A 19597-nucleotide genomic window follows, 5' to 3' on the forward strand; every position below is an offset into this window, starting at 1 on the left:
TTGTGGGGACTGGGGAAGGGGAGGTTTAGCGGCGGATGGGATGCCGGCGCTGAGGTCGAGTTAATCTTAACAAATTTTAATTAAATTTAGTCATTGGCAAGATTTGGGTTTGGGCGGGCGATCGGATTTTGGATTTTAGATTTTAGATTTTGGATTTTATAGCCCTGGGCGCGCGGGTAGCGAGAAACCGGGTTTTTTAGGAAAATACTTGTCACAAAGCCCCAGATTCTCGAAAAACCCGGTTTCTTTGGTGTATGAGTGCGATCGCATTTGGGGAAGTTGAGGAAACAGGGCTACCGTGCTGTTTCAGATTGAATTTCTCGAATTATGGTTGAAACTTCTTCTTCTGAATCTAGATGTCGTGCCAAAACTTGGGCTGTTGCTTCCAGGAGGCGATCGCTAAACAATTTTGTTAAATCTTCCCGCAAACCTTGCCCAATGTAAAACTTGAGTAAAGCAGACAAAGGCATATCTCGATGCAGTGCTACTTTGTTTAGGGATTCTCAAGTATCTGTTGGGATTTCGATTGATACTGTTGTTGGGCGCGATCGGACTTTTAATGTCAGTTCTTCTTCAATGTTGTCATTTTGGGAGTAGCTGGGCATAAATATCATCCTCGGTATTATCCCAAATTGCATCTAGCGATACTCGGCTTGTCTGAAGCCAGAATTCAGACTGATCATCAGGTAGGAATTTTACCAGAATCCTTGCACCTTCAGGAATTTCTGTTGGTTCCAACAATTCAATTTTGCCTTGGCGAACGATCGCCCAAACTGTCTTTAGCATAATAGGGTGACTCCAAAATTATTCGGGTCGTATCTCAGTATATCCGATACGTTGAGGACTTGCGGAATCATGACTGATAGTTCGATCGGGCGATCGCACTGAGGGCGGGCGAGTTTTGGGTTTGTTGGGACTTGACGAAATGGCGATCGCACTTCAACAGCCTTTTTGCAAGCAATTAGAGAAGGTGGGGAAGAAGTGAGGAGAGAAGTGCGATCGTTGCCTCTATTCTAAAATTTTATGTTCATGAAAATTCGCCTAATTACTCATTTCTGAATCGGCGATCCAATTTCACCGCTCTTGATTTTTGGCTCGCGGATCATAGTTTTTGCATATTGATCTGCTTTTGACTTATTGAGGAAGGAAGCTACTTGTATAGATTCACGACCTACAGATTCTCTATACACTAGAAAAGCATCACGACAATAGGTTTGTTGGATATATTTCAAAGTAGATTCATCAGTACGATTTACAAAAACTGGATACCAAGTTTTGACACCGCCTGGAGGTTTATCTCCACATTGATCCAAAGGAGATGGGCGTTTAATTGATTGAGTCGTGCTATTGTTATTCAGTGGCTTGGAGTTTTGTGGTATGCGGCTAATGCTCCCCCAAATTTTCCCTATTAAGAGTAAAAATATAACAACTGCTAAACACTTCCATAAAAGCCTGTTAGGTTGCGATTCAGGTCGCGATTCAGGTCTAGATCCAGGTCTAGATCCAGGTCTATGAATTCTAAGCGGAGCCGATGGTCGGCTTGGATCAACAAGATACCTCCCTGCATTAGGATGCGCTCCACAATGCAAACATTTTAAATGAAAATGGTTATGACAACTACGACATTTGAAGTATTTATCGTTCTCAGGAATAGAACTCCCACAAGTATAGCAACGCTCTACCACCTAAATTTACCTCAAAATCAACCATGCTTCTCTTATTGAATCTTGGCTACTGAACACAACACGCACTAAATGATTATGTGGAATGTTTAGCTCGGTAGGGGCAAATCCGCTTCTTATTTCGGCTGTGAAGTCCTTCGGAACTAATGACTGGTTGTTGCAGGAAGGACATTTTAGTCTCTTAAATTTTCCAAGCGGTATAGGTGCTATCTCCTGAGTACAGCTACACTCATTACAAACCGCTGAATATACTATCTCTTTGTCATGCCATAGTTCTACAACATCAGCATCTATAGCAGTCGCTACTTTGTTTTTAATCTCTTCTACTTTGGTTGTTATTTCTAAATCGATAGGGAGTATTTTCAATTCTTCAAATACATGATCATGACCGGGACATTCCTCTTTTTTGTCAATTTTAATACTTTTCAAGATAGTATTTTGTTCAGAACTGTACCAGTATAATATACCAGTTCTAGACACAGATTCTGATTTTTTTTCATGCAGTAGCCTGACACATTCTTGAGTAGCGATACCTGCAATTACGGCGGCTGTTGTTATAACCATTGGAATTTTTGGTTCTTCAGATACCAATCCAATTTTTAGACAGCTATACTTTTCTGATAAACGACGGTAATCCGCCATGTACCAGCCACATTCAAGACACGATCCTAAAGGGGGAGCCATTACAAACACGTTGCCTAGAAGACTATCTATACCTGTGTCTATTAAAAGGATTTGATTCAGCCAGCAGTATCTATTCACCCACATTCGAGCTTCTAAATTATCCACAGCCAAGATGACACAGTTAAAGTTACTATATTCCAAGTTACCAATGTCATGTACGACATCACAGGTACGCCCTGAAACCTGGATGTGCGGGTTAATTTTTAAAGCGCGTTTAGCGGCTGTCTCTGCCTTGGGCTGGTCAATATCTTCTCCTTGGAACAAAACACTTCTACTCAGGTTTACCTCTTCAACCTTATCACAATCTATTATGTTGATGTTGCCGACCCCAAGTAAAGCTAAATTTTTGATTATTTCATTGCCAGTAGTACCAGCTCCTACAACTAATATTTTTGCCTCCCTGATAATCTTTTGATCCCAGCCATTAATCATTTCTTGTCTAGCAGTTCTATTCATCTCAACCTCCATCAACAGTCTGTATAATCTGAGAATATGGTACTGGTACAGTGCTTTTGTTTTGGCTATTCACAACCTCAAATAAGATACTCTGGGTATCGGGTTTGGCTACCAAGTAATAATTACCATCGTATTTTGGCAACCCTTTGACTTGATCGATGTTATGCAAGTCAGACCCCGAACAATAAAACCCCACAGGAATTAGTTCTTCTCCATTAACTTCTCTTATTGCTGTAGGTGGATTCCAGAAATCCCAAAAGCTTTTCCACTTTGGTTTTCCTACTGTATTGATTCTAATAAAAGTATAGCCAGCCATGTTAATTATAGTTCCCAAAAGAACTCCTTCTGAAAATTCAGAAACATTGGCAGCATTTAATCTATTTATTAACTTTTGAGAAGCCATGAGAATAGGTAAAGTTTTGTTGAATGTATGATGACCAGACCGTAGTCTGTCAGTTATATTCAAGACATCTTGTACAATTTCAATTTCTGTTTCTGTTATTGAGTGCTGATTATGCGGGTTCGTTATTTCTTGCAATTCATCAACATTACGTCGAACAATTGCAGAAGACTGGTCGCTCAGATTTTCCCTTTCTGGCGTCGCTGAATTCTGAATAATCTCAGGACGCTCGTCAACCACTTTTATATTACAGGCTGGTATCTTTGTTGGATTGTGATTTTGATCCCATCCAAAGAAACCAATCCAGTCCGATCCAACATCCAACCGGTTTGGGGATGTCCTCGTTGAATCAACTACTATAGCTATTTGATAAGGCTCACTATGGTAGTCCCTAAAGTTTTTTAAGTCTGTACCAGATTGGAAGACACTAAGCCCTGGATGCGAGTGATAATATCCGACAAGAATAGTGCCAGATTGTTGTCTAACAGCTTCTACTTCTTTAAAGCTTTCTGGGTGCATCGTGACATAGGTGTGTGAAGCAGTAGATATCGCTCTAATGCTTTTTTCAATGTAAGTAATATTTCTTCGGCTAGTAATATCCTGTAATGGAAATCCGACGTAATAGCCTGCTACCTCATTGGGATAGCCCTCTGCTGCGTGTGCATAAATTTCTTCTAGAACCTCTCTTTGGATTAAAATAATGGGTAAATGATTTTGATCGAAAGGGATTGCTAAACGTGTAAATTTAGCTTGGTCATGTCTTGTTACTTTTACTATTTTCATCATCTAAACCTTACTGTATTGTACGGCTAACTAGAAGTCTAACTCGGCTCATCTCAATCGATGTAACGTAACTAGATATCATCAATTTATTCAATTGCCACCAATCAAGCGCTGTCCTATTTGCCGGGCTACTAGGATTCATTTTGATCAGGCTGTCTTTATTATAAGTAAGGTATTCTAGAACTTGCCGAATCCAGTCTGCTAGCGATAAATCTGGCTGAGGGCTGTTAGCTGTTCCCCAGCAAATCCTCCCATCAGTAAAAACATGAGGGTGAAACGGAATTGGATCTTCAAATTTAATATTTGGAATAGCGGTAAAAGGATATCCAGGTGGAACTTCTACCAAAATATTGAATCCTGTTCCCGTGCCTGCTCTAGCTCCATCTGGGTTAGCGGTTAGACTCTTAATGCCATTGATCACTACCTTAAATCTCCGGTAATCAAGGCTCATACGTTCTATCTCTAACCTTACAGGAAGTACATTATCTCCATCTAAAACTCTTTTAAAAAGAAGGAGATTCTCCAATTCATTCTTAAATCTTGCCTCGCTCACAATAGCATCTCCTTATTGACTTCATATTGACATAAAATCACAAAAAACTACCCTCCAGTACCCGGCTGATACAATGTCAACTTATCACCCTCGTTGACAGCTTTATACACATCACCTGTAATCGCAGTTTCGTTTACTCCCTGCAAGAGGTATCTACCTTCTTTAGGTAAACCTAGTGGTTCGGTTACAAGAGCAATCAGATTATCGGCACTATCACCTGGATATACTACTACCTCTGTTGAGGCTGTACCTCCACCCTTAACTACTGTTATCTTCTTCATTAGTTTATCTCTTAGTTGCTTAGTGATTAAGTTGACTATTTTCTGAATAAATCGCCAATATGATTAACAGTCAGGTAAAGACTGCAATTCATCGAACAAGGCATCCAAGTATTCACTAGAATCTGCCTGTTCCACTCCCCGTATACCCGGAGCTATTTCCTCGAAAATATGCTTATTCTCAATCTTAGTTTGAACGTACCATTGACCATTCTTTGTATAAAAGTGATCGTGCATAATTCCAGGATAATCTCGCTCAAGACCTCGCTTGTCATCAGAGTCTAAAATGTTTTTTTCTCCCCTGATGATTGCAACTTTATAATATCGACCGTTTTGTCTGTGATATTTTGGTCCAGTATATGCCATGACAATTTCTTTAGTTACTATTGCTAATGGAAATGTGTAAACATAATTAATAGTAAAGCTTCATCTTTAGCTTGACCAGTGATAAAAAGTGATAAAAAGTGATAAAAAGTGATGACTTTCCCCAAATTCCCCTAAAATCTCCTCTCAGGTAGATGCCCCTAGAGTTAAAATCTTCTAAATCACCCCTCTCACAACCCAACTTCCTTGGCCTACGACAACACCTGCAAATATCTAGCAGAAAAATTCCCCGCCGCCTTCGTGAGCTGGCTACTACCAATAGACGAACCCACCGACATTCAGGTACTCAAAACCGAACTAATTCAAGAACCCATCCGAGCCGATTCTCTCGTTTTCCTGCAAACGGATAACCAAATCCTACATCTAGAATTTGAAACCCGACCCTACTCCGACCCGCCGATCGCCTTCAGGATGCTAGACTACTACGTCAGGCTCAAACGGCAATACTCCTGTTCCATCAATCAAGTAGTAATCTTTTTGCAGCAAACAGCCTCAGAACAGGTTTTTGTATCCGAGTACACAGACGCGAACACCCGACACGGCTATCGAGTGATCCGCCTGTGGGAACAAGACCCCGCTTTACTGCTGTCCGTCCCCGGCTTACTCCCATTGGCGACACTATCCCAAACCAACTCGCCGCGAACTTTGTTAGAGCAAATCGCTACTCAGATTGCTACAATACAAGAACCTACCCAACAAGCGGATTTACTCGCTTGTACCCAAGTGCTCGCAGGTTTGAGATTTGAAAAAGACTTAATCAGACAACTATTTAGGAAGGAAACTATGCGCGGTTCTGTGATTTACCAAGAGATTCGCGAAGACGGCCTCCTTGAAGGAAGACAACTAGGCCTCCTTGAAGGAAGGAAAGATGAGGCGCTGGCGTTTCTCACTCGCCTGTTGATTCGACGGATTGGTCCGATCGCACCTGAAACAACCGAGCAAATTCAGACTTTATCCGTAGAAGAATTAGAGGATTTAGGAGAGGCGCTGCTGGATTTTTCAGAAGCCTCAGATTTAACCAATTGGTTGAATGAACATCAGCCTTAATTGCTCAAACATCGCCGCCTATTTTCAAAACTTCACCAGATATATACTTTAAGGAAACTTAAGCCATGACCGTTGATGAAGCAATCGCGATCGCAGAAACAGTCCTTGATGGCGAAGGCTTAAACGACGTGCAAGAGCTCATCTTCAGACAATGCTGGGAAGGCCGATGTTCCTATGAGGAAATTTCTCAACTCTCTCAATATAATGATGAATACATCAAAGCGCTGGCGGCTAAACTCTGGAAACAACTCTCAGAGGCTTTTGATGAAAAAGTAAAAAAAAGTAATTTACGCTCTGTTTTTAAGCGATACTTGCGACGACATCAAGTGACATTACATCGAACTCAAGTAATTGGAGTTAACCTCAGCGGTGCTAATTTAACCGGAGCCAGAATATCATTCGCCAACTTAAGTGAATCTGATTCATCAACAGATTTACAGGGTGCAACTATATCTGATTATAATACAGTATCAGATGAAACTATCAAGCCTGAAAACGCGCATAACCAGGGAATCTTGTCAAGCATAAAAGAACGGATTTATCACTGGAACGATCTGCGCTTTCGCTGCGAAGAACAAGTAAAAATAGCCGAAGCGCTCGATCGCACAAACACCCTCTTTTTCCCCAACTCCAAAGCCCGCCTCACCACACCCGCAGGTAGACAAAACCAAGAACCAGATTTCCTCATATTCCACCAAGGCAAATGGGGAATTCTGGAAATATGGCATCCCGACACACAAAAAGATGAAACGCGCGATCGCCTGTTTGCATCTCACGGTATCAGCATGATCCACTACTGCGACGCCAACAGATGTACAGAAGAACCCGATCGCATTGTCCAAGAGTTTTTAGACATATTGAGTCAGAGATAGGGCGAGTGTTTTTTTCGTAAGGGCGATCGTATAGGGGCCCAGAAACCGGGTTTTTTACGAAAAGACGCGTTGTCACCGACAGATTAGGTAAAAACCCGGTTTCTTTGTCGGAGTGCGTCAGTCCATAAGGGCGATCGAACACATCTTATGAGAGCCTTAAACTTCTTCATCAAGATTAGACAAAATATCTTCCAAATCCCTAGCACCATGCAAAACACGGAGAACCTCCACCCGATCGTCTTGAATCCGGTAAAAAATTAGATAATCTTGAAAATCCTTAATTCGCCACTGACGAATCTCCCCCATCCGAGAAGAGACCGGCGTTGCTGAGTTATAGTATGAATAGGAGGAATAATTTATGCAATGTCCAGAATGTAAATCAACCCATATCCGTAAAAACGGCAAGAAAAAAGGAAAACAAAACCACATTTGTGTGCAATGCGGTCGTCAATTCATCAATGAGTATGAGCCCCAACGAGGTTATAGCGAAGACATCAAACGTGATTGCCTAAAAATGTATGTCAATGGTATGGGTTTACGGGCGATAGAACGAGTTAAGGGAGTTCATCATACCACGGTAATGAATTGGGTAAAACAAGTCGGGAAACTGTTACCAGATGTTTATGACCCTGAAGTCATTCCAGAAGTTGGTGAGCTTGATGAATTACAAACTTATGTAAAAAAAAAGACAGACAAGATCTGGCTGTGGACAGCGGTTGACCACTTTAAACCAGGGATTTTAGGATGGGTATTAGGGGATCATAGCGCTAAGACATTTGAACCATTATGGGACAAAGTAAGTGAATGGAAATGCTACTTTTATGTAACTGATGGATGGTCTGTATATCCCAGGTTTATTCCTGATGGAGATCAGATTGTTAGTAAGACTTATATGACACGAGTCGAAGGGGAAAATACAAGGCTAAGACATTCCGCCAGCTAGGCTACATCGCAAAACTCTTTGTTATTCTAAATGTGAGGAAATGCTCAAGCATTCTATTAAGTTATTAATACATTACTTAAAATTTGATGATATTCCCATTCCTGGGGCATTCATATCTTGATTCAGCAACGCCGAGACCAATCCCACGACTTTTCCCATTCCCGGTATTGTCGCTAATTGGGTAAAAGTGGCTTCGGCTAACTCCAGAAATCGCTCGGCAGTACGAGCATTTCCATTGACCAGAATATAGTTTGCCTGTTGTCTGAGATCCTGCGTGGCACGATTTTTGACAATTAATCGATCGCTCATACTGGTTGTGAATCGCCACCCAAAACCGATGCCCGCAAATTCTGCCAGTACGCAGCCGTCACTGGTTCTCCATCAGAGTCTAAACCCTCTTGCAGTAAACCTTCGAGTTTGGCTTGTGCCTGTTTTCGCTGGCGATCTTGCTGCACCAAATCTAGAAAATATTCTACCGCACTGGCATAAGCCCCTGTCTGAATTTGAGCGTCAATATAGATTTGCAGCTCTTCTGGTATGGCAAGAATAACGTTCATCTAAACACAACTCCTAGTTTACAGATAAATTTGCCTCATATTCATTCTCCAGCAGCCTCAGCCGACGCAGCGAATCTATCCGCTACAGCTTTGCCAATTAGCGCCACCTGACTTAGAGGCAAAAACTGAATTTTTTTGACAATATCGTTAATTTCTGGTGGTTGCGAGACTGGATTGCCATCCAAAAAGCTGAGAAACTCTTCCAGAGTATAGCCTGCTCTGGCAGCGAGCTTACCCAAGTTTTCAGTATCGGGAACCGTATCGCCCCTTTCCCAAAGCTGAACAGCGGTAGCAGAAACGCCCAAAAGCTTGCCAAACGCTCGTTGACTCATTGTTCCACGAGCAGTTTTGATGATTTCACTAAGTTTTTGTCTATTTTGGATGTTCACAACTGAAAAGCTATGCGATCGTACCTACCAGTCTACTTACAAACTGATACATCAACTATATTTCCCAGAAGACTCAGCAGCAGCAGCGAGCCTATCCATCACGGCTCTACCAATCACCGCCAACTCACTAATCGGCATACACTGAATTTTCTTCAGCAGCTCATTGGTATTGACCGGTTCCTGCACCGGCTTACCTTCGAGATGAGCCATAAGCTCTTCCATCGTAAAGCCTGCTCTTGTAGCAATCTGAGTCAAATTTTTCGTATCTGGAAGTACCTGCCCCTTTTCCCAATACAAGACAGAAGCAGCAGAAACTCCCAACAGCTTGCCAAAAGAAGTCAGGCTCATCGAGCCCCGCGCTAACTTAACAACCTCACTCAGTTTTTTCTTAGCTTCTGCGTCCACGGTATCAGCCACGAGATAACCACAATTCCTAGTTTACTTGTGTACCAACAAATTTGTCTGTCTTGCTTGACAGGAGAAGATTTAACAGATAGTATTTTAAGTAGATTGAAAGCTTTAATTTTAATTAAAACAGATTTGGGAGAAATACAAATGACCAAGAGACGCAATCTAAAAACTCACAAGCCCAGCCGCACCCGTCAAAGCCTTACAGCCTCCGGTTGGCTAAAACCTCAGTGCTGGCAAATCTCCAAAATAGAAGCAGCCGAAGCTCTGAGAATGCCCGTCAACCGCATAGTCAAAGTCTACCCCAAACAACATCAAGTAATAGTCGTTTACCTGAACAAGAAAGGACAAAAATGCAGTTCCTTTTTCAGCTACCGACTATTTGCCAGATGGCAGCAAGAGACGATCGCAGCAATTGCCAGTTGTCGAAACCAGCAAACTCTCGCACCCCTAGAAATCATCGTACAGTATGACCTAGAACATTTCAAGTATCCCGTCGCGATCGGCGATGCAATTTGGGAAGCCCTACTCAACCACATCCGTCAAGTCATCAGGGAACAAAGGCTCAGCAAACAATGCGCCTAAGTTCCCCATCAACCAATTAATTAGAAGTAGAAGCAGCCAACTCGACCAAACGTTCCTGCTGATCCTGAGAAATACAAGTCTGAATAATCTCCTCAATATCCCCTTCCAAAACACTATTGAGCGAAAAATTCTCCCCCAAACGGTGGTCGGTAGCCCGGTTATCCTTATAGTTGTACGTGCGAATTTTTTCCGATCGCGAACCAGTACCAACCTGAGCCAAACGCCGCGACTTCACCTCATCCTGCTGCTCCCGCAACTTCATATCATAGAGCTTAGCCCGCAAAATCTGCATCGCCCGCTCCTTATTCTGCAACTGACTGCGCTCCTCAGTACAGAAAATCCGAATCCCCGTCGGCTTGTGAAACAAATCCGCAGCAGTTTCAACCTTGTTCACGTTTTGGCCGCCAGCACCGCCCGATCGAGCCGTACTCATCTCAATATCCTTCGGATCGATATGAATCTCCACCTCATCCACCTCCGGCATCACCGCCACCGTCGCCGTCGAAGTATGCACCCGGCCACCAGCTTCAGTCACCGGCACTCGCTGCACCCGGTGCACTCCAGCCTCAAACTTCAGCTTGCTATAAACGCTATCCCCCGTGATTTCCAGAATCACCTCTTTAAAACCACCCATGTCCGCCAGTGACTCGCTCACCAACTTCACCTGCCAGCCTTCAGTTTGAGCGTAGCGCGAATACAGCCGCAGCAAATCACCCGCCCAAATACTAGCCTCATCTCCGCCAGTACCCGCCCGAATTTCCAGCATAATATTCTTGTCATCGTTCGGATCGCGCGGTAGCAGCAACACCTTCAAACGACTTTCCAAACTCTCCAGCTTCGACTCAAGTTCCTCAACTTCCATCCCGGCCATAAGCTGCATTTCTCGATCGCTCGCAGCTTCCTTAAGAACTTGCCGCGCGCCCACCAAATCTTCCTGAGTAGTTTTCCACAGGTCAAAAGTATCGACCACTTCCTCCAAGGACGATCGAGCTTTTGCCACCCGTTGGAACTCATAATTATCCCTGGCGACATCCGGGTCAGCCATGCGGCGAGTCAACTCATGAAAAGTTTGCTCCACCGACTTCAATTTATCCAGCAAATAAGATTCAGCCATGTCAAATGTCCTCCGTCAATCGATTTTAGATTTTAGATTTTAGATTTTAGATTTTAGATATTGAAGAGAAGTTGGGATAGAATCGCGATCTTTCCTCAGCGGAAGGGCCGTAGCAACTCTTCAGTCTAAGCTCTCCAATCCGAGGGCGGATAGATTTTAGATTTTAGATTTTAGAATTGAAGAGAAGTTGGGATAGAATCGCGATCTTTCCTCAGCGGAAGGGCCGTAGCAATCTCAAATCTCAAATCCAAAATCCGAGAGCAGTCAGTTACCAGTAGAAAAAAACTACTTCCAACCGACTGCGGACAAATGACAATCCGGCTACTTCTTCTTTTTGCCTTTAGCAGCAGCCTTAGCAGCATCTGCTTTCGGGTCTTCCATTTTCAGCGGCCCCGACATAGCATCTGCCTTCGGCATTTCTACTTCCGTCATGCCGTATTTCCGCATAAAGCGTTCCACACGACCTTCAGTATCAATAATCTTCTGAGTGCCAGTATAAAAAGGATGATTTCCCGACCAGACATCAACTTGAAGCTTTGGTCTAGTCGAACCAACAGTCATCACAAGTTCGCCGTTGCAATAAACCTGAGCTTCGGGATACCACTCAGGGTGAATGCCTTCTTTCGCCATTTTTTTTACTCTCTAATTTTTGACTTTACAACCATTTTAGCCGTCATCGGACTTGTACGCCAACAACAGCCGTAATTTTGCCCTATCTGCTTTGAAAACCAGAATCAGGAATCTGAAAAAAACCTTGAAAAAAGGAGGATGGAATCTAGAAAATTTTTCTTTCTTCCCTCTTCCCTCTTCCTTGCTCTTAGCAAATATTCAGGGTTTAAAACCTCCACTCCAGGAAGCCGAATTGTTTTGAGAACTACGCTAGGGCTTAGCGGAGAGTTAAATCCCAGTATTAAAAAGCTCAACTGTCAACTGTCAACTGTCAACTGTCAACTGTCAACTGTTTAACGTTTCGAGTATTGAGGAGCCTTGCGAGCTTTCCGCAAACCGTACTTTTTACGTTCTTTAGCCCGCGGGTCGCGAGTCAAATAGCCCTCAATCTTCAGAGGTTTCCGGTTGTCCGGGTCTAACTGACAAAGTGCTCTAGCGACACCCAAACGAATCGAGTCAGCTTGACCTGTCAGGCCGCCGCCTTCGACTTTCACCAAAATGTCGTACTCATTTTCTAGACCCAAAGTTTCCAAAGGAGCCTTAGCGAGTGCCAAATAAGTGGGGTTGAATTGCAGGTACAAATCTCCCTCTTTACCATTGACAGTCAGTACGCCTGTGCCGGGAACCAAACGTACCCGCGCTACGGAACACTTGCGGCGGCCTGTACCCCAGTACACAGCGCGGCCGGTATCTGTTGCTTGCATTACTCATTTCCTCCCGGAATCGTGTGAACAATTAATTCTTCTGGTTGTTGAGCTGCGTGCGGGTGGTTAGGGCCAGCGTACACTTTCAACTTAGTAAACAGTTGTCTGCCCAGAGATGTGTGAGGCAGCATTCCCCGAATCGCTTCTTCGACAATTCTTTCGGGCAAACGTGCTTGCAATTTGGCAAAAGTTTCTGTTTTCATGCCGCCCGGTCTGCCAGAGTGGCGGCGGTAGATTTTTTGGGTGCGTTTTTTGCCAGTAACAGCGATTTTGTCAGCATTGATGACAATTACGAAATCGCCGGTATCCATGGAAGGAGTGTAAGTGGGTTTGTGTTTGCCCCGGAGGTGCATGGCAACTTCTGTTGCCAGACGGCCCAGGCGCTGGTCGGCGGCATCGACCACGTACCACTTGTGCTCTAGGGAGTCTTTAGTAGGGACGTAAGTTTTGTTCATTGTTAGTTGTCAGTTGTTATTTGTTAATTGTTATTTGTTAGTTGTCAGTTGTTATTTGTTAGTTGTTATTTGTTAGTTGTTGCCAATAACTAATAACCAATAACTAATAACTAATAACTAATAACCAATAACTAATTTGGGCTGAGTGTCGTACCAAACATCGGTGGGAAAGGGAAAGTCCTGATAGCCAACCCGCAACAGGCATAAACCTTGAGCGGGAGCGGCGTATTTTACCATTTCTCGGCGTTCGTTGACCCAGATATCAGTGAAATTGTCGATCGCCCTTTCCCCCCGACCCACCTGCACCAGCAACCCCACCAGCAGGCGCATCATCCCGTACAGAAACCCGCTCGCCTGAACCTCAATATAGATAAGAGGCCCAGAACGGTGACACTCTGCCGCTTGTACGTCCACCCAAGAATGGGGGCGTGCAGACCCCGCGCGGTGGAAAGCCGCCAAGTGATGCCGCCCGATCAGCGGTGTCAAAGCTGCCTGAATCAAAGATTCGTCCACAGGTGCGTGATAGCAGTGCCAAGCATAAGGACGCACAAACAGATTAGGAATCGGGTCTGTATAAAGGGTGTAGCGATAGCGCCGCCAACTGGCTGAGAACCGAGCGTGCCAGGTAGGTTCCACCTTTGCCGAAGCTCGAATTAAAATATCTTTTGCCAGTCGAGAGTTGAGAACGCTTGCCCAGCGGTGAGCCGGAATTGGGCCATCAGCATCAAAATGGGCTACTTGAGCAGCGGCGTGAACTCCCGCATCCGTTCTCCCGGCCGCGTACAGCGTTACCGGGCGTTCCAGCACATTTGATATTGTTGTTTCAATTTCTTCTTGTACTGTACGCTGGTTCGGCTGTCGCTGCCAACCGTGAAAGTCAGTGCCGAGGTATTGGATTACCAAAGCAATGCGTTGTGTCGATCGGGCATTTTCGATTGGGGATTTTGGATTGTCAGTCATAAATCAAAAATCTCCCACCCAAAATTGCATTAAACCAGTTCAACGATCGCCATTTCGGAATTGTCTCCTTGGCGGGGGACAGTTCGCACTACGCGGGTGTAGCCCCCGTTGCGCGAGCCGTACCGTTCTTGGGCAGCCTCAAACAAGGCGTGTACTAACTGTTTGTCATAGATATAGCCCATAGCTTGCCGGCGAGCGGCCAAGGAGCCATCTTTGGCCAAGGTAATCATTCTGTCCGCTTCTGGACGCAGCGCTTTGGCGCGGGCGAGAGTGGTAGTGATTTTACCGTGGCGGATTAATTCGGTGGTCAGCGAGCGCAACATGGCGCGGCGCTGGTCAGCCGGTTTGTTTAGTTGGGGGACGCGACAGCGGTGACGCATAGCAGTTGGTAATTGGTAATTGGTAATTGGGCGCGGGGATAGACAGTCTGCGAACTCGGGGGTGAATTCTTCTTGGTTCTGAAGAACTCACGCACTGAAAATGCAGAACTTTTTTACCCGTTACCCGTTGATTAACTTTTAGCTGATTTTTCCTGTGGCAAAGTAATGCCCAAGCGTTTTTGTAAAGCTTCAATCACTTCTTCTGCGGACTTCTGCCCGAAGTTCTTAATCTCGAGCAAGTCTTCTTGGGTATAATCCAATAAGTCTGCAACTGAGTTGATCTGAGCCCGCTTGAGACAGTTGTAAGCCCGGACTGACAACTGCAATTCTTCGATCGGAATTTGGCTCGTAGGATCGGCCTCACCTGGATACTCGGGTTTGAGAGAATCTTGGGTGATGTCTTTGAGAGGTGCAAATAAATCTACCAGGATGTGTGCAGATTGACTCAGAGCTTCTTGAGGAGTCACGCTGCCATCAGTCCAGATTTCCATAACCAGCCGGTCTTTCTCAGAACTGCCACCGAGCCGAGCATCTTCCACGCTGTAGTTGACTCTGCGAATCGGCATAAAGATGGCGTCAATTTGGAGAAAATCCAAAGCCGACCCATCATCGCGACTGCGGTCTACTGCTCGATATCCGATGCCTTTTTCAATTCTGAATTCCATTTCCAGAACAGATCCCGGTGAGAGAGTCGCAATGTACTGCGATTTATCGATCAATTCCACCTCAGAGGGCAAATCGAATCGATCGGCAGTAACTGTAACTGGCCCCTCAATCCGCAACCTACCGATTTGTGGCTGCTGGGAATGAGTTTTTAGAACAACCTCTTTCATGTTCAGGAGAATTTCCAGAACGTCCTCACGTACCCCTTCGATCGTGGCAAACTCGTGATTGACGCCCGCGATGCGGACTGAAGTTACTGCTGTTCCTTCCAAATTTGACAGCAGAACTCGCCGGAGCGCATTCCCAACAGTTGTTCCCTGACCGCGATCGAGCGGTTCTAGAACAAATTTTCCGTACTGACTGCGGTCTTTGTCAGTGTTAGACTCTATACATTCAATTTGAAACTGCGCCACGGAGTGACCTCCCTTTTCCACTTTGGATTTTTGATTTTGGATTTTAGATTGCAGAGCATACCCCTGAACGGATTTCGGATTTTGGATGGACGGGGCAACAGTTAGAACCATTAGTTTTTGACTTTAAGCAGTTAGCCAATATCCAAAATCTAAAATCTAAAATCTCAAATCGTTTTAGACTCTACGCCGCTTGGGAGGGCGACAGCCGTTGTGAGGAATTGGGGTAACATCTCTAATCAGGGTAATTTCCAGTCCCGCCCCTTGCAAGGCCCGAATTGCAGTTTCTCGACCTGCTCCCGGCCCGCTTACCATTACTTCTATTTGGCGCATTCCCTGGTCATTGGCTCTGCGGGCTGCACTTTCTGCTGCTGTTTGAGCTGCAAAGGGAGTACCCTTTTTAGCTCCTTTGAAACCGCTGGAACCTGCTGATGCCCAGGATATTACTTCGCCATTTAGGTCGGTAATAGTCACAATCGTATTGTTAAAGGTAGACTGGATGTAGCCTACCCCATTCGGTACGTTACGCTTCTGCTTTTTTGCACCAGATTTCTTGCCTGTTTGTTGTCGTGGCGGCATATTAGTCTCTTTATCGTTTTCATTGAATTAGTCTCCCCAAAGGCGGGGAAACAGTCAGCAGGAACATAAATTTCCTGCAAACTGCTGTTATTTCTTGGACGGTGCTTTTTTCTTGCCCGCCACTGTACGGCGGACGCCGCGACGGGTTCTGGCGTTGGTACGGGTTCGTTGACCCCGCACCGGCAGACCCAAACGGTGACGCCGACCGCGGTAAGTCCCGATATCCATCAGGCGCTTGATGTTCATTGACTCCCAGCGCCGGAGGTCTCCTTCGATTTGGTAGGTGCTTTCTACATGAGCCCGTAGAGTAGTCACGTCGGCCTCTGTTAAATCCTTGACGCGAGTGTCAGGATTTACGCCTGTTGCAGCGATAATTTTTTGGGCCCGCGACAGACCTATTCCGTAAATGTATGTCAGACCTATTTCGACGCGCTTATCGCGTGGAAGGTCTACACCGGCAATCCGTGCCACACTTTTTGTCTCCCTAGTTTTCCTATTTGGCTACAATATTGAATTAGGCAGCACCTGCGTGCATTGCCCAGCCCAATTTTCCCGTTTTCTAACCTTGGCGCTGTTTGTGTTTCGGGTTAGTACATATCACCATCACTCGACCGCGACGGCGGATGACGCGACATTTTTCACAAATTTTTTTGACAGATGCTCGAACTTTCATCTTTCTTCCTGCCTGGAGAACCCCGCTCTACCGGAGAGCACGCACGCTGGCCCGTAGAGCGGTGGGAGGAGAGGCTGGGCAAGGTGTAGGCCTCTCCTCGATTAAATTGTATAAAGTGCGGGTTGTTTTTTGAAGGAGATCGCTTGCACCCACTCCCATTGCTGGGTAAAGTTCGCTTGCGCCAGAATGTTGGCGATCGATACTTAAACGGCGTAGCAATGACTTAACCCGGTACGCCGCTGGGTTGTTGACGCCCTTCTCGGCAACACTACAAACGTAGCATTATAGCATAAATTTGAAGCTTTTTACCAAATTCTCTCTAATTAAACTTAGAATTAGTTTTTAGAAAGTTTTATCTAAGCCTATTTTTTCCGAAGGCGATAAGTAATCCTGCCTTTGGTCAAGTCGTAGGGAGTTAATTCAACTTTGACGCGATCGCCAGGCAGAATTTTGATGTAGTTGCGGCGGATCTTGCCGGAAATGTGAGCTAGCACGTTAAACCCATTATCTAGGTCAACGCGAAACATCGCATTCGGCAGTGATTCCGTCACTGTCCCTTCCATTTCAATTAAATCTTGCTTAGACAATTTGGTATTTACCTCAACTCTACATTTGATTAACTAGGAGTGTCCCAGCGTTTGCTTCAAAACCTATTTACCAAGTAAGGAGCGGCCGATTTTAGATTTTAGATTTTAGATTTACTCCACAGATGCATCAAAGGAGCAGGAACTTCGGTCTAAAATTTGGGATCTCGACGATTGTCGGTGGCTTGTATCCGTTTTGGGCGGGTTGAAGGCGAACGGGGCAATAATTCGGGTAACTCGATCGACTGCTTGACTCAATTAACCCCTTGCTTCAGCTTTACTTGAGTAAAGTTGTAGCAAGTAAAATCGAGTTCAATCCTGTTTCTAGCAACCCTCACAAAACCTGATAGCACAAAAAGCTCCTAGTTAACATATCTTAGCAAAAGCTGGTGAGTAACAAGCTGTATTGCGAGGGTTCAAGAGTCGCCAGAGAGCGCTTGTTGCAGTTCTGCGGTGACTACTTCCATATCGCGATCGCCATCAACCGCAACTAACTGTTCGCGAGCGCTATAAAACTCAATCAAAGGCTCAGTTTGCTCGCGATAAACTTGCAACCGGCGCCGGATCGTCTCCTCATTGTCATCCTGGCGGCCCCGCGACAGTAGGCGAGTCACCAAAACATTGTCAGGTACGTCCAAATTGACAGCTCGCAGATCGCAATCCTTTCCAGACTTACTTCCCTCAGTACCAACATCACACAGCAGTTTGTCAAAAAACGCTGCCTGCGCCACAGTACGGGGAAATCCGTCGAGAATCCAGCCCGCACCAGCATCTGGTTCATTCATGCGTTCTTGGACGATATCCATCAATAACTCGTCGGGAACCAACTCACCAGCATCCATGTAGGATTTAGCTTTTACACCCAAGGGAGTTTTCGCCACCACGCAGGCGCGAAGGATGTCACCCGTAGAAATGTGGGGTATTTTCCAGAGAGCGGCTAAAACCTGAGCCTGAGTTCCCTTTCCCGCCCCTGGAGGCCCCATAAAAATCAATTGCATTGCGATTACTTCACCATTCCTTCATATCGCTGGGAGATGACGTAAGTTTGAATTTGCTTGGCAGTTTCGATCGCCACACCCACTAGAATCAGTAGGGAAGTTGCACCAAACCCTCTAAAAGTTTGGACGCCGATCGCGCTTTCGACAGCCGTTGGTACAATAGCTACCAGACCGAGAAAAATCGCTCCCAAGAAAGTCAAACGGTTCAAAACCTTCTCCACATAATCGCTGGTTTTCTGACCGGGACGAATCCCAGGAATACTGGCACCCATTTTCTTCAAGTTCTGAGACATATCTACGGGGTTGACAATCAACGAAGCGTAGAAATAGCTGAAGAACAGAATCAAAGTCAGATAAAACAGCGCGTAAGCCCAAGGCGCAGGGCCGTTCGGACTCAACACATTAGCAACTTGAACCAAAAACGGCTGATTGAGAGACTGAGCAAGGAAAGAAGGCACAATCAACACCGAAGATGCAAAAATAATCGGCATCACTCCGCCTTGATTCAAGCGCAGGGGTAGATAACTGCGACTCTCCCGATAAACTTTGCGACCGACTTGGCGGCGGGCAGAAATAATCGGAATGCGGCGAGTACCTTCCTGAACAAAAACAATCCCGACAATCGTCACCAAAAAGACCAGCAGCAGAACAACTACGCGGCCGACAACTTGCGTGTCGCCACTTTGAGCCAATTCAAAAGTTTGTCCCAAAGAGCGCGGTAAAACCGACACAATGTTGATAAAAATCAACAGTGATGCTCCGTTTCCAATACCTCGCTCCGTCACCACTTCCGATATCCACATCACAAACATCGACCCTGCTGTCAGAGCCAAAGCAGTCTGGGGGATGAAAAAAGCCGATGGAGTCTGAGCAAAAGGGCTGACCCAAATCGCAATGCCAATGCTTTGCAGAATAGCCCAGCCCAAAGAAACGTAGCGAGTAATTTGAGAAATCTTGCGCCGCCCTGCTTCGCCGTCATTTTTCTGCATATCTTCTAAACTTGGCAGAGCCGCAGTTAGGAGTTGCACAATAATTGAAGCATTGATGTAGGGCAAAATCCCCAGCGCGAAAATCCCCAAAGCTGACAGCCCGCCTCCTGAAAACAAGTCCAAAAAGCCAATTAAAGGGCTATTTTGGACGTTTTGGGCAAAGGCGGCGCGATCGATGCCGGGGACTGGCAAGTGAACACCCAGGCGCACTAAAATCAATAAGCCAATGGTGACGAGGATGCGGCCCCGCAAACCAGCAGCTTGAGCCATCTGCATGAACGTCTCTTGTGCAGTTGGCGCTTTCTCTTTACTAACGTCCATAGTTACGATTTTGGATTTTAGATTTGGGATTTTCGACTAAATCATTTTCTGATAGCAAGAAGAGAGGATTTGAGATT

31 protein-coding genes are annotated in these 19597 nt (G+C 45.2%); 4 read left to right on the forward strand and 27 right to left on the reverse strand.

From position 1 onward, the window contains the following. Positions 1-293 precede the first annotated feature (293 nt). The 9 genes from JGK16_RS02805 to JGK16_RS02845 form a co-directional block, all read right to left on the reverse strand. On the reverse strand, positions 294-464 hold the full coding sequence (locus tag JGK16_RS02805; RefSeq protein WP_293189602.1) for a hypothetical protein: 171 nt from the start codon (positions 462-464) through the stop codon (positions 294-296). Positions 465-582: 118 nt separating this feature from the next. Then, a complete protein-coding gene (locus JGK16_RS02810) occupies positions 583-786 on the reverse strand; it encodes a hypothetical protein (RefSeq protein ID WP_293189601.1) in 204 nt (67 codons plus the stop codon). Further along, positions 780-938 (reverse strand): hypothetical protein, encoded by a 159-nt coding sequence (locus tag JGK16_RS02815; protein ID WP_293189600.1) that lies wholly within the window; start codon positions 936-938, stop codon positions 780-782. Before JGK16_RS02815 ends, JGK16_RS02810 begins: the two co-directional genes overlap by 7 nt. A gap of 111 nt (positions 939-1049) precedes the next feature. Next, positions 1050-1313: a hypothetical protein gene (locus tag JGK16_RS02820; RefSeq protein WP_293202736.1), complete on the reverse strand. Its 264-nt coding sequence runs from the start codon at positions 1311-1313 to the stop codon at positions 1050-1052. A gap of 378 nt (positions 1314-1691) precedes the next feature. Beyond that, a complete protein-coding gene (locus JGK16_RS02825) occupies positions 1692-2822 on the reverse strand; it encodes a ThiF family adenylyltransferase (protein ID WP_293189599.1) in 1131 nt (376 codons plus the stop codon). 1 nt (position 2823) lies between these two features. Continuing rightward, a complete protein-coding gene (locus tag JGK16_RS02830) occupies positions 2824-4008 on the reverse strand; it encodes a Mov34/MPN/PAD-1 family protein (RefSeq protein WP_293189598.1) in 1185 nt (394 codons plus the stop codon). A 7-nt stretch (positions 4009-4015) separates the two neighbouring features. After that, positions 4016-4558 (reverse strand): ubiquitin-conjugating enzyme E2, encoded by a 543-nt coding sequence (locus JGK16_RS02835; protein WP_293189597.1) that lies wholly within the window; start codon positions 4556-4558, stop codon positions 4016-4018. A 47-nt stretch (positions 4559-4605) separates the two neighbouring features. Then, entirely contained in the window at positions 4606-4839 is a 234-nt protein-coding gene (locus tag JGK16_RS02840) for a hypothetical protein (RefSeq protein ID WP_293189596.1), read from the reverse strand. Between the two features lie 63 nt (positions 4840-4902). Next, positions 4903-5202, reverse strand: coding sequence for a hypothetical protein (locus JGK16_RS02845; protein WP_293189594.1), 300 nt, complete (start codon positions 5200-5202; stop codon positions 4903-4905). Positions 5203-5406: 204 nt separating this feature from the next. Between JGK16_RS02845 and JGK16_RS02850 the strand changes: the two genes are divergently transcribed. Both JGK16_RS02850 and JGK16_RS02855 read left to right on the forward strand, forming a co-directional pair. Beyond that, complete coding sequence (locus tag JGK16_RS02850) at positions 5407-6267, forward strand: Rpn family recombination-promoting nuclease/putative transposase (protein ID WP_293189592.1); 861 nt, start codon at positions 5407-5409, stop codon at positions 6265-6267. A 65-nt stretch (positions 6268-6332) separates the two neighbouring features. Then, positions 6333-7139 carry a pentapeptide repeat-containing protein gene (locus JGK16_RS02855; RefSeq protein ID WP_293189590.1) on the forward strand — a complete coding sequence of 269 codons (807 nt, stop codon included), beginning with the start codon at positions 6333-6335 and terminating at the stop codon, positions 7137-7139. Between the two features lie 156 nt (positions 7140-7295). On the opposite strand, the gene JGK16_RS02860 is transcribed toward JGK16_RS02855, so the two are convergent. Next, the gene (locus JGK16_RS02860) at positions 7296-7445 is read right to left on the reverse strand and encodes a type II toxin-antitoxin system RelE/ParE family toxin (RefSeq protein WP_293189588.1); all 150 of its coding nucleotides are present in this window, start codon (positions 7443-7445) and stop codon (positions 7296-7298) included. 52 nt (positions 7446-7497) lie between these two features. On the opposite strand from JGK16_RS02860, the gene JGK16_RS02865 reads away from it, so the two are divergent. Next, positions 7498-8203, forward strand: a protein-coding gene (locus JGK16_RS02865; protein ID WP_293189586.1) for an IS1 family transposase whose coding sequence is annotated in 2 segments (ribosomal slippage) — positions 7498-8076 and positions 8078-8203 — 705 coding nt in all. Because the reading frame shifts where the segments join, the coding sequence is not laid out codon by codon here. Here the strand turns inward: JGK16_RS02865 and JGK16_RS02870 are convergent. The 4 genes from JGK16_RS02870 to JGK16_RS02885 all read right to left on the reverse strand — a co-directional run bounded on the left by JGK16_RS02870 (position 8155) and on the right by JGK16_RS02885 (position 9445). Further along, a complete protein-coding gene (locus JGK16_RS02870) occupies positions 8155-8391 on the reverse strand; it encodes a type II toxin-antitoxin system RelE/ParE family toxin (RefSeq protein WP_293189584.1) in 237 nt (78 codons plus the stop codon). The two genes, JGK16_RS02865 and JGK16_RS02870, sit on opposite strands and share 49 nt — an antisense overlap. Then, on the reverse strand, positions 8388-8639 hold the full coding sequence (locus JGK16_RS02875) for a hypothetical protein (protein WP_293189582.1): 252 nt from the start codon (positions 8637-8639) through the stop codon (positions 8388-8390). Before JGK16_RS02875 ends, JGK16_RS02870 begins: the two co-directional genes overlap by 4 nt. Before the next feature lie 41 nt (positions 8640-8680). Further along, complete coding sequence (locus tag JGK16_RS02880) at positions 8681-8971, reverse strand: helix-turn-helix transcriptional regulator (protein WP_293175961.1); 291 nt, start codon at positions 8969-8971, stop codon at positions 8681-8683. A gap of 108 nt (positions 8972-9079) precedes the next feature. Then, positions 9080-9445, reverse strand: a complete 366-nt coding sequence (locus JGK16_RS02885) for a transcriptional regulator (RefSeq protein ID WP_293175963.1) — start codon at positions 9443-9445, stop codon at positions 9080-9082. A 27-nt stretch (positions 9446-9472) separates the two neighbouring features. Between JGK16_RS02885 and JGK16_RS02890 the strand changes: the two genes are divergently transcribed. Continuing rightward, entirely contained in the window at positions 9473-10021 is a 549-nt protein-coding gene (locus JGK16_RS02890) for a hypothetical protein (RefSeq protein WP_293202739.1), read from the forward strand. 16 nt (positions 10022-10037) lie between these two features. Here JGK16_RS02890 and prfA read toward each other — a convergent pair whose 3' ends face one another. From prfA to secY, 13 genes are all read right to left on the reverse strand, one after another. Beyond that, positions 10038-11135 (reverse strand): peptide chain release factor 1, encoded by a 1098-nt coding sequence (prfA, locus tag JGK16_RS02895; protein WP_293175967.1) that lies wholly within the window; start codon positions 11133-11135, stop codon positions 10038-10040. 321 nt (positions 11136-11456) lie between these two features. After that, positions 11457-11765 (reverse strand): 50S ribosomal protein L31, encoded by a 309-nt coding sequence (rpmE, locus tag JGK16_RS02900; RefSeq protein ID WP_293175969.1) that lies wholly within the window; start codon positions 11763-11765, stop codon positions 11457-11459. A gap of 332 nt (positions 11766-12097) precedes the next feature. Next, positions 12098-12508: a 30S ribosomal protein S9 gene (gene rpsI / locus JGK16_RS02905; protein ID WP_236504525.1), complete on the reverse strand. Its 411-nt coding sequence runs from the start codon at positions 12506-12508 to the stop codon at positions 12098-12100. Further along, on the reverse strand, positions 12508-12963 hold the full coding sequence (gene rplM, locus JGK16_RS02910; protein WP_293189578.1) for a 50S ribosomal protein L13: 456 nt from the start codon (positions 12961-12963) through the stop codon (positions 12508-12510). The genes rpsI and rplM overlap by 1 nt, the downstream gene beginning before the upstream one ends. A 117-nt stretch (positions 12964-13080) precedes the next feature. After that, positions 13081-13923, reverse strand: a complete 843-nt coding sequence (gene truA / locus JGK16_RS02915) for a tRNA pseudouridine(38-40) synthase TruA (RefSeq protein WP_293175974.1) — start codon at positions 13921-13923, stop codon at positions 13081-13083. A gap of 29 nt (positions 13924-13952) precedes the next feature. Next, positions 13953-14303 carry a 50S ribosomal protein L17 gene (gene rplQ / locus JGK16_RS02920; RefSeq protein WP_293133831.1) on the reverse strand — a complete coding sequence of 117 codons (351 nt, stop codon included), beginning with the start codon at positions 14301-14303 and terminating at the stop codon, positions 13953-13955. A 131-nt stretch (positions 14304-14434) separates the two neighbouring features. Beyond that, entirely contained in the window at positions 14435-15379 is a 945-nt protein-coding gene (locus JGK16_RS02925; protein ID WP_293133983.1) for a DNA-directed RNA polymerase subunit alpha, read from the reverse strand. A gap of 174 nt (positions 15380-15553) precedes the next feature. Continuing rightward, positions 15554-15955, reverse strand: coding sequence for a 30S ribosomal protein S11 (gene rpsK, locus JGK16_RS02930; protein ID WP_265233150.1), 402 nt, complete (start codon positions 15953-15955; stop codon positions 15554-15556). Between the two features lie 87 nt (positions 15956-16042). After that, positions 16043-16426 (reverse strand): 30S ribosomal protein S13, encoded by a 384-nt coding sequence (gene rpsM / locus JGK16_RS02935; RefSeq protein WP_293175976.1) that lies wholly within the window; start codon positions 16424-16426, stop codon positions 16043-16045. Between the two features lie 88 nt (positions 16427-16514). Next, entirely contained in the window at positions 16515-16628 is a 114-nt protein-coding gene (gene rpmJ, locus JGK16_RS02940) for a 50S ribosomal protein L36 (protein ID WP_015178722.1), read from the reverse strand. A 362-nt stretch (positions 16629-16990) separates the two neighbouring features. Further along, positions 16991-17215, reverse strand: a complete 225-nt coding sequence (infA, locus tag JGK16_RS02945; RefSeq protein ID WP_006276978.1) for a translation initiation factor IF-1 — start codon at positions 17213-17215, stop codon at positions 16991-16993. A 413-nt stretch (positions 17216-17628) separates the two neighbouring features. After that, positions 17629-18210 (reverse strand): adenylate kinase, encoded by a 582-nt coding sequence (locus JGK16_RS02950; RefSeq protein ID WP_293175978.1) that lies wholly within the window; start codon positions 18208-18210, stop codon positions 17629-17631. Positions 18211-18215: 5 nt separating this feature from the next. Next, positions 18216-19520, reverse strand: a complete 1305-nt coding sequence (gene secY, locus JGK16_RS02955) for a preprotein translocase subunit SecY (protein ID WP_293175980.1) — start codon at positions 19518-19520, stop codon at positions 18216-18218. Positions 19521-19597 lie beyond the last annotated feature (77 nt).

The sequence above is a fragment of the Microcoleus sp. PH2017_09_SFU_O_A genome, from assembly GCF_020738625.1.
In the GTDB taxonomy this organism is placed as follows: Bacteria; Cyanobacteriota; Cyanobacteriia; order Cyanobacteriales; family Microcoleaceae; genus Microcoleus.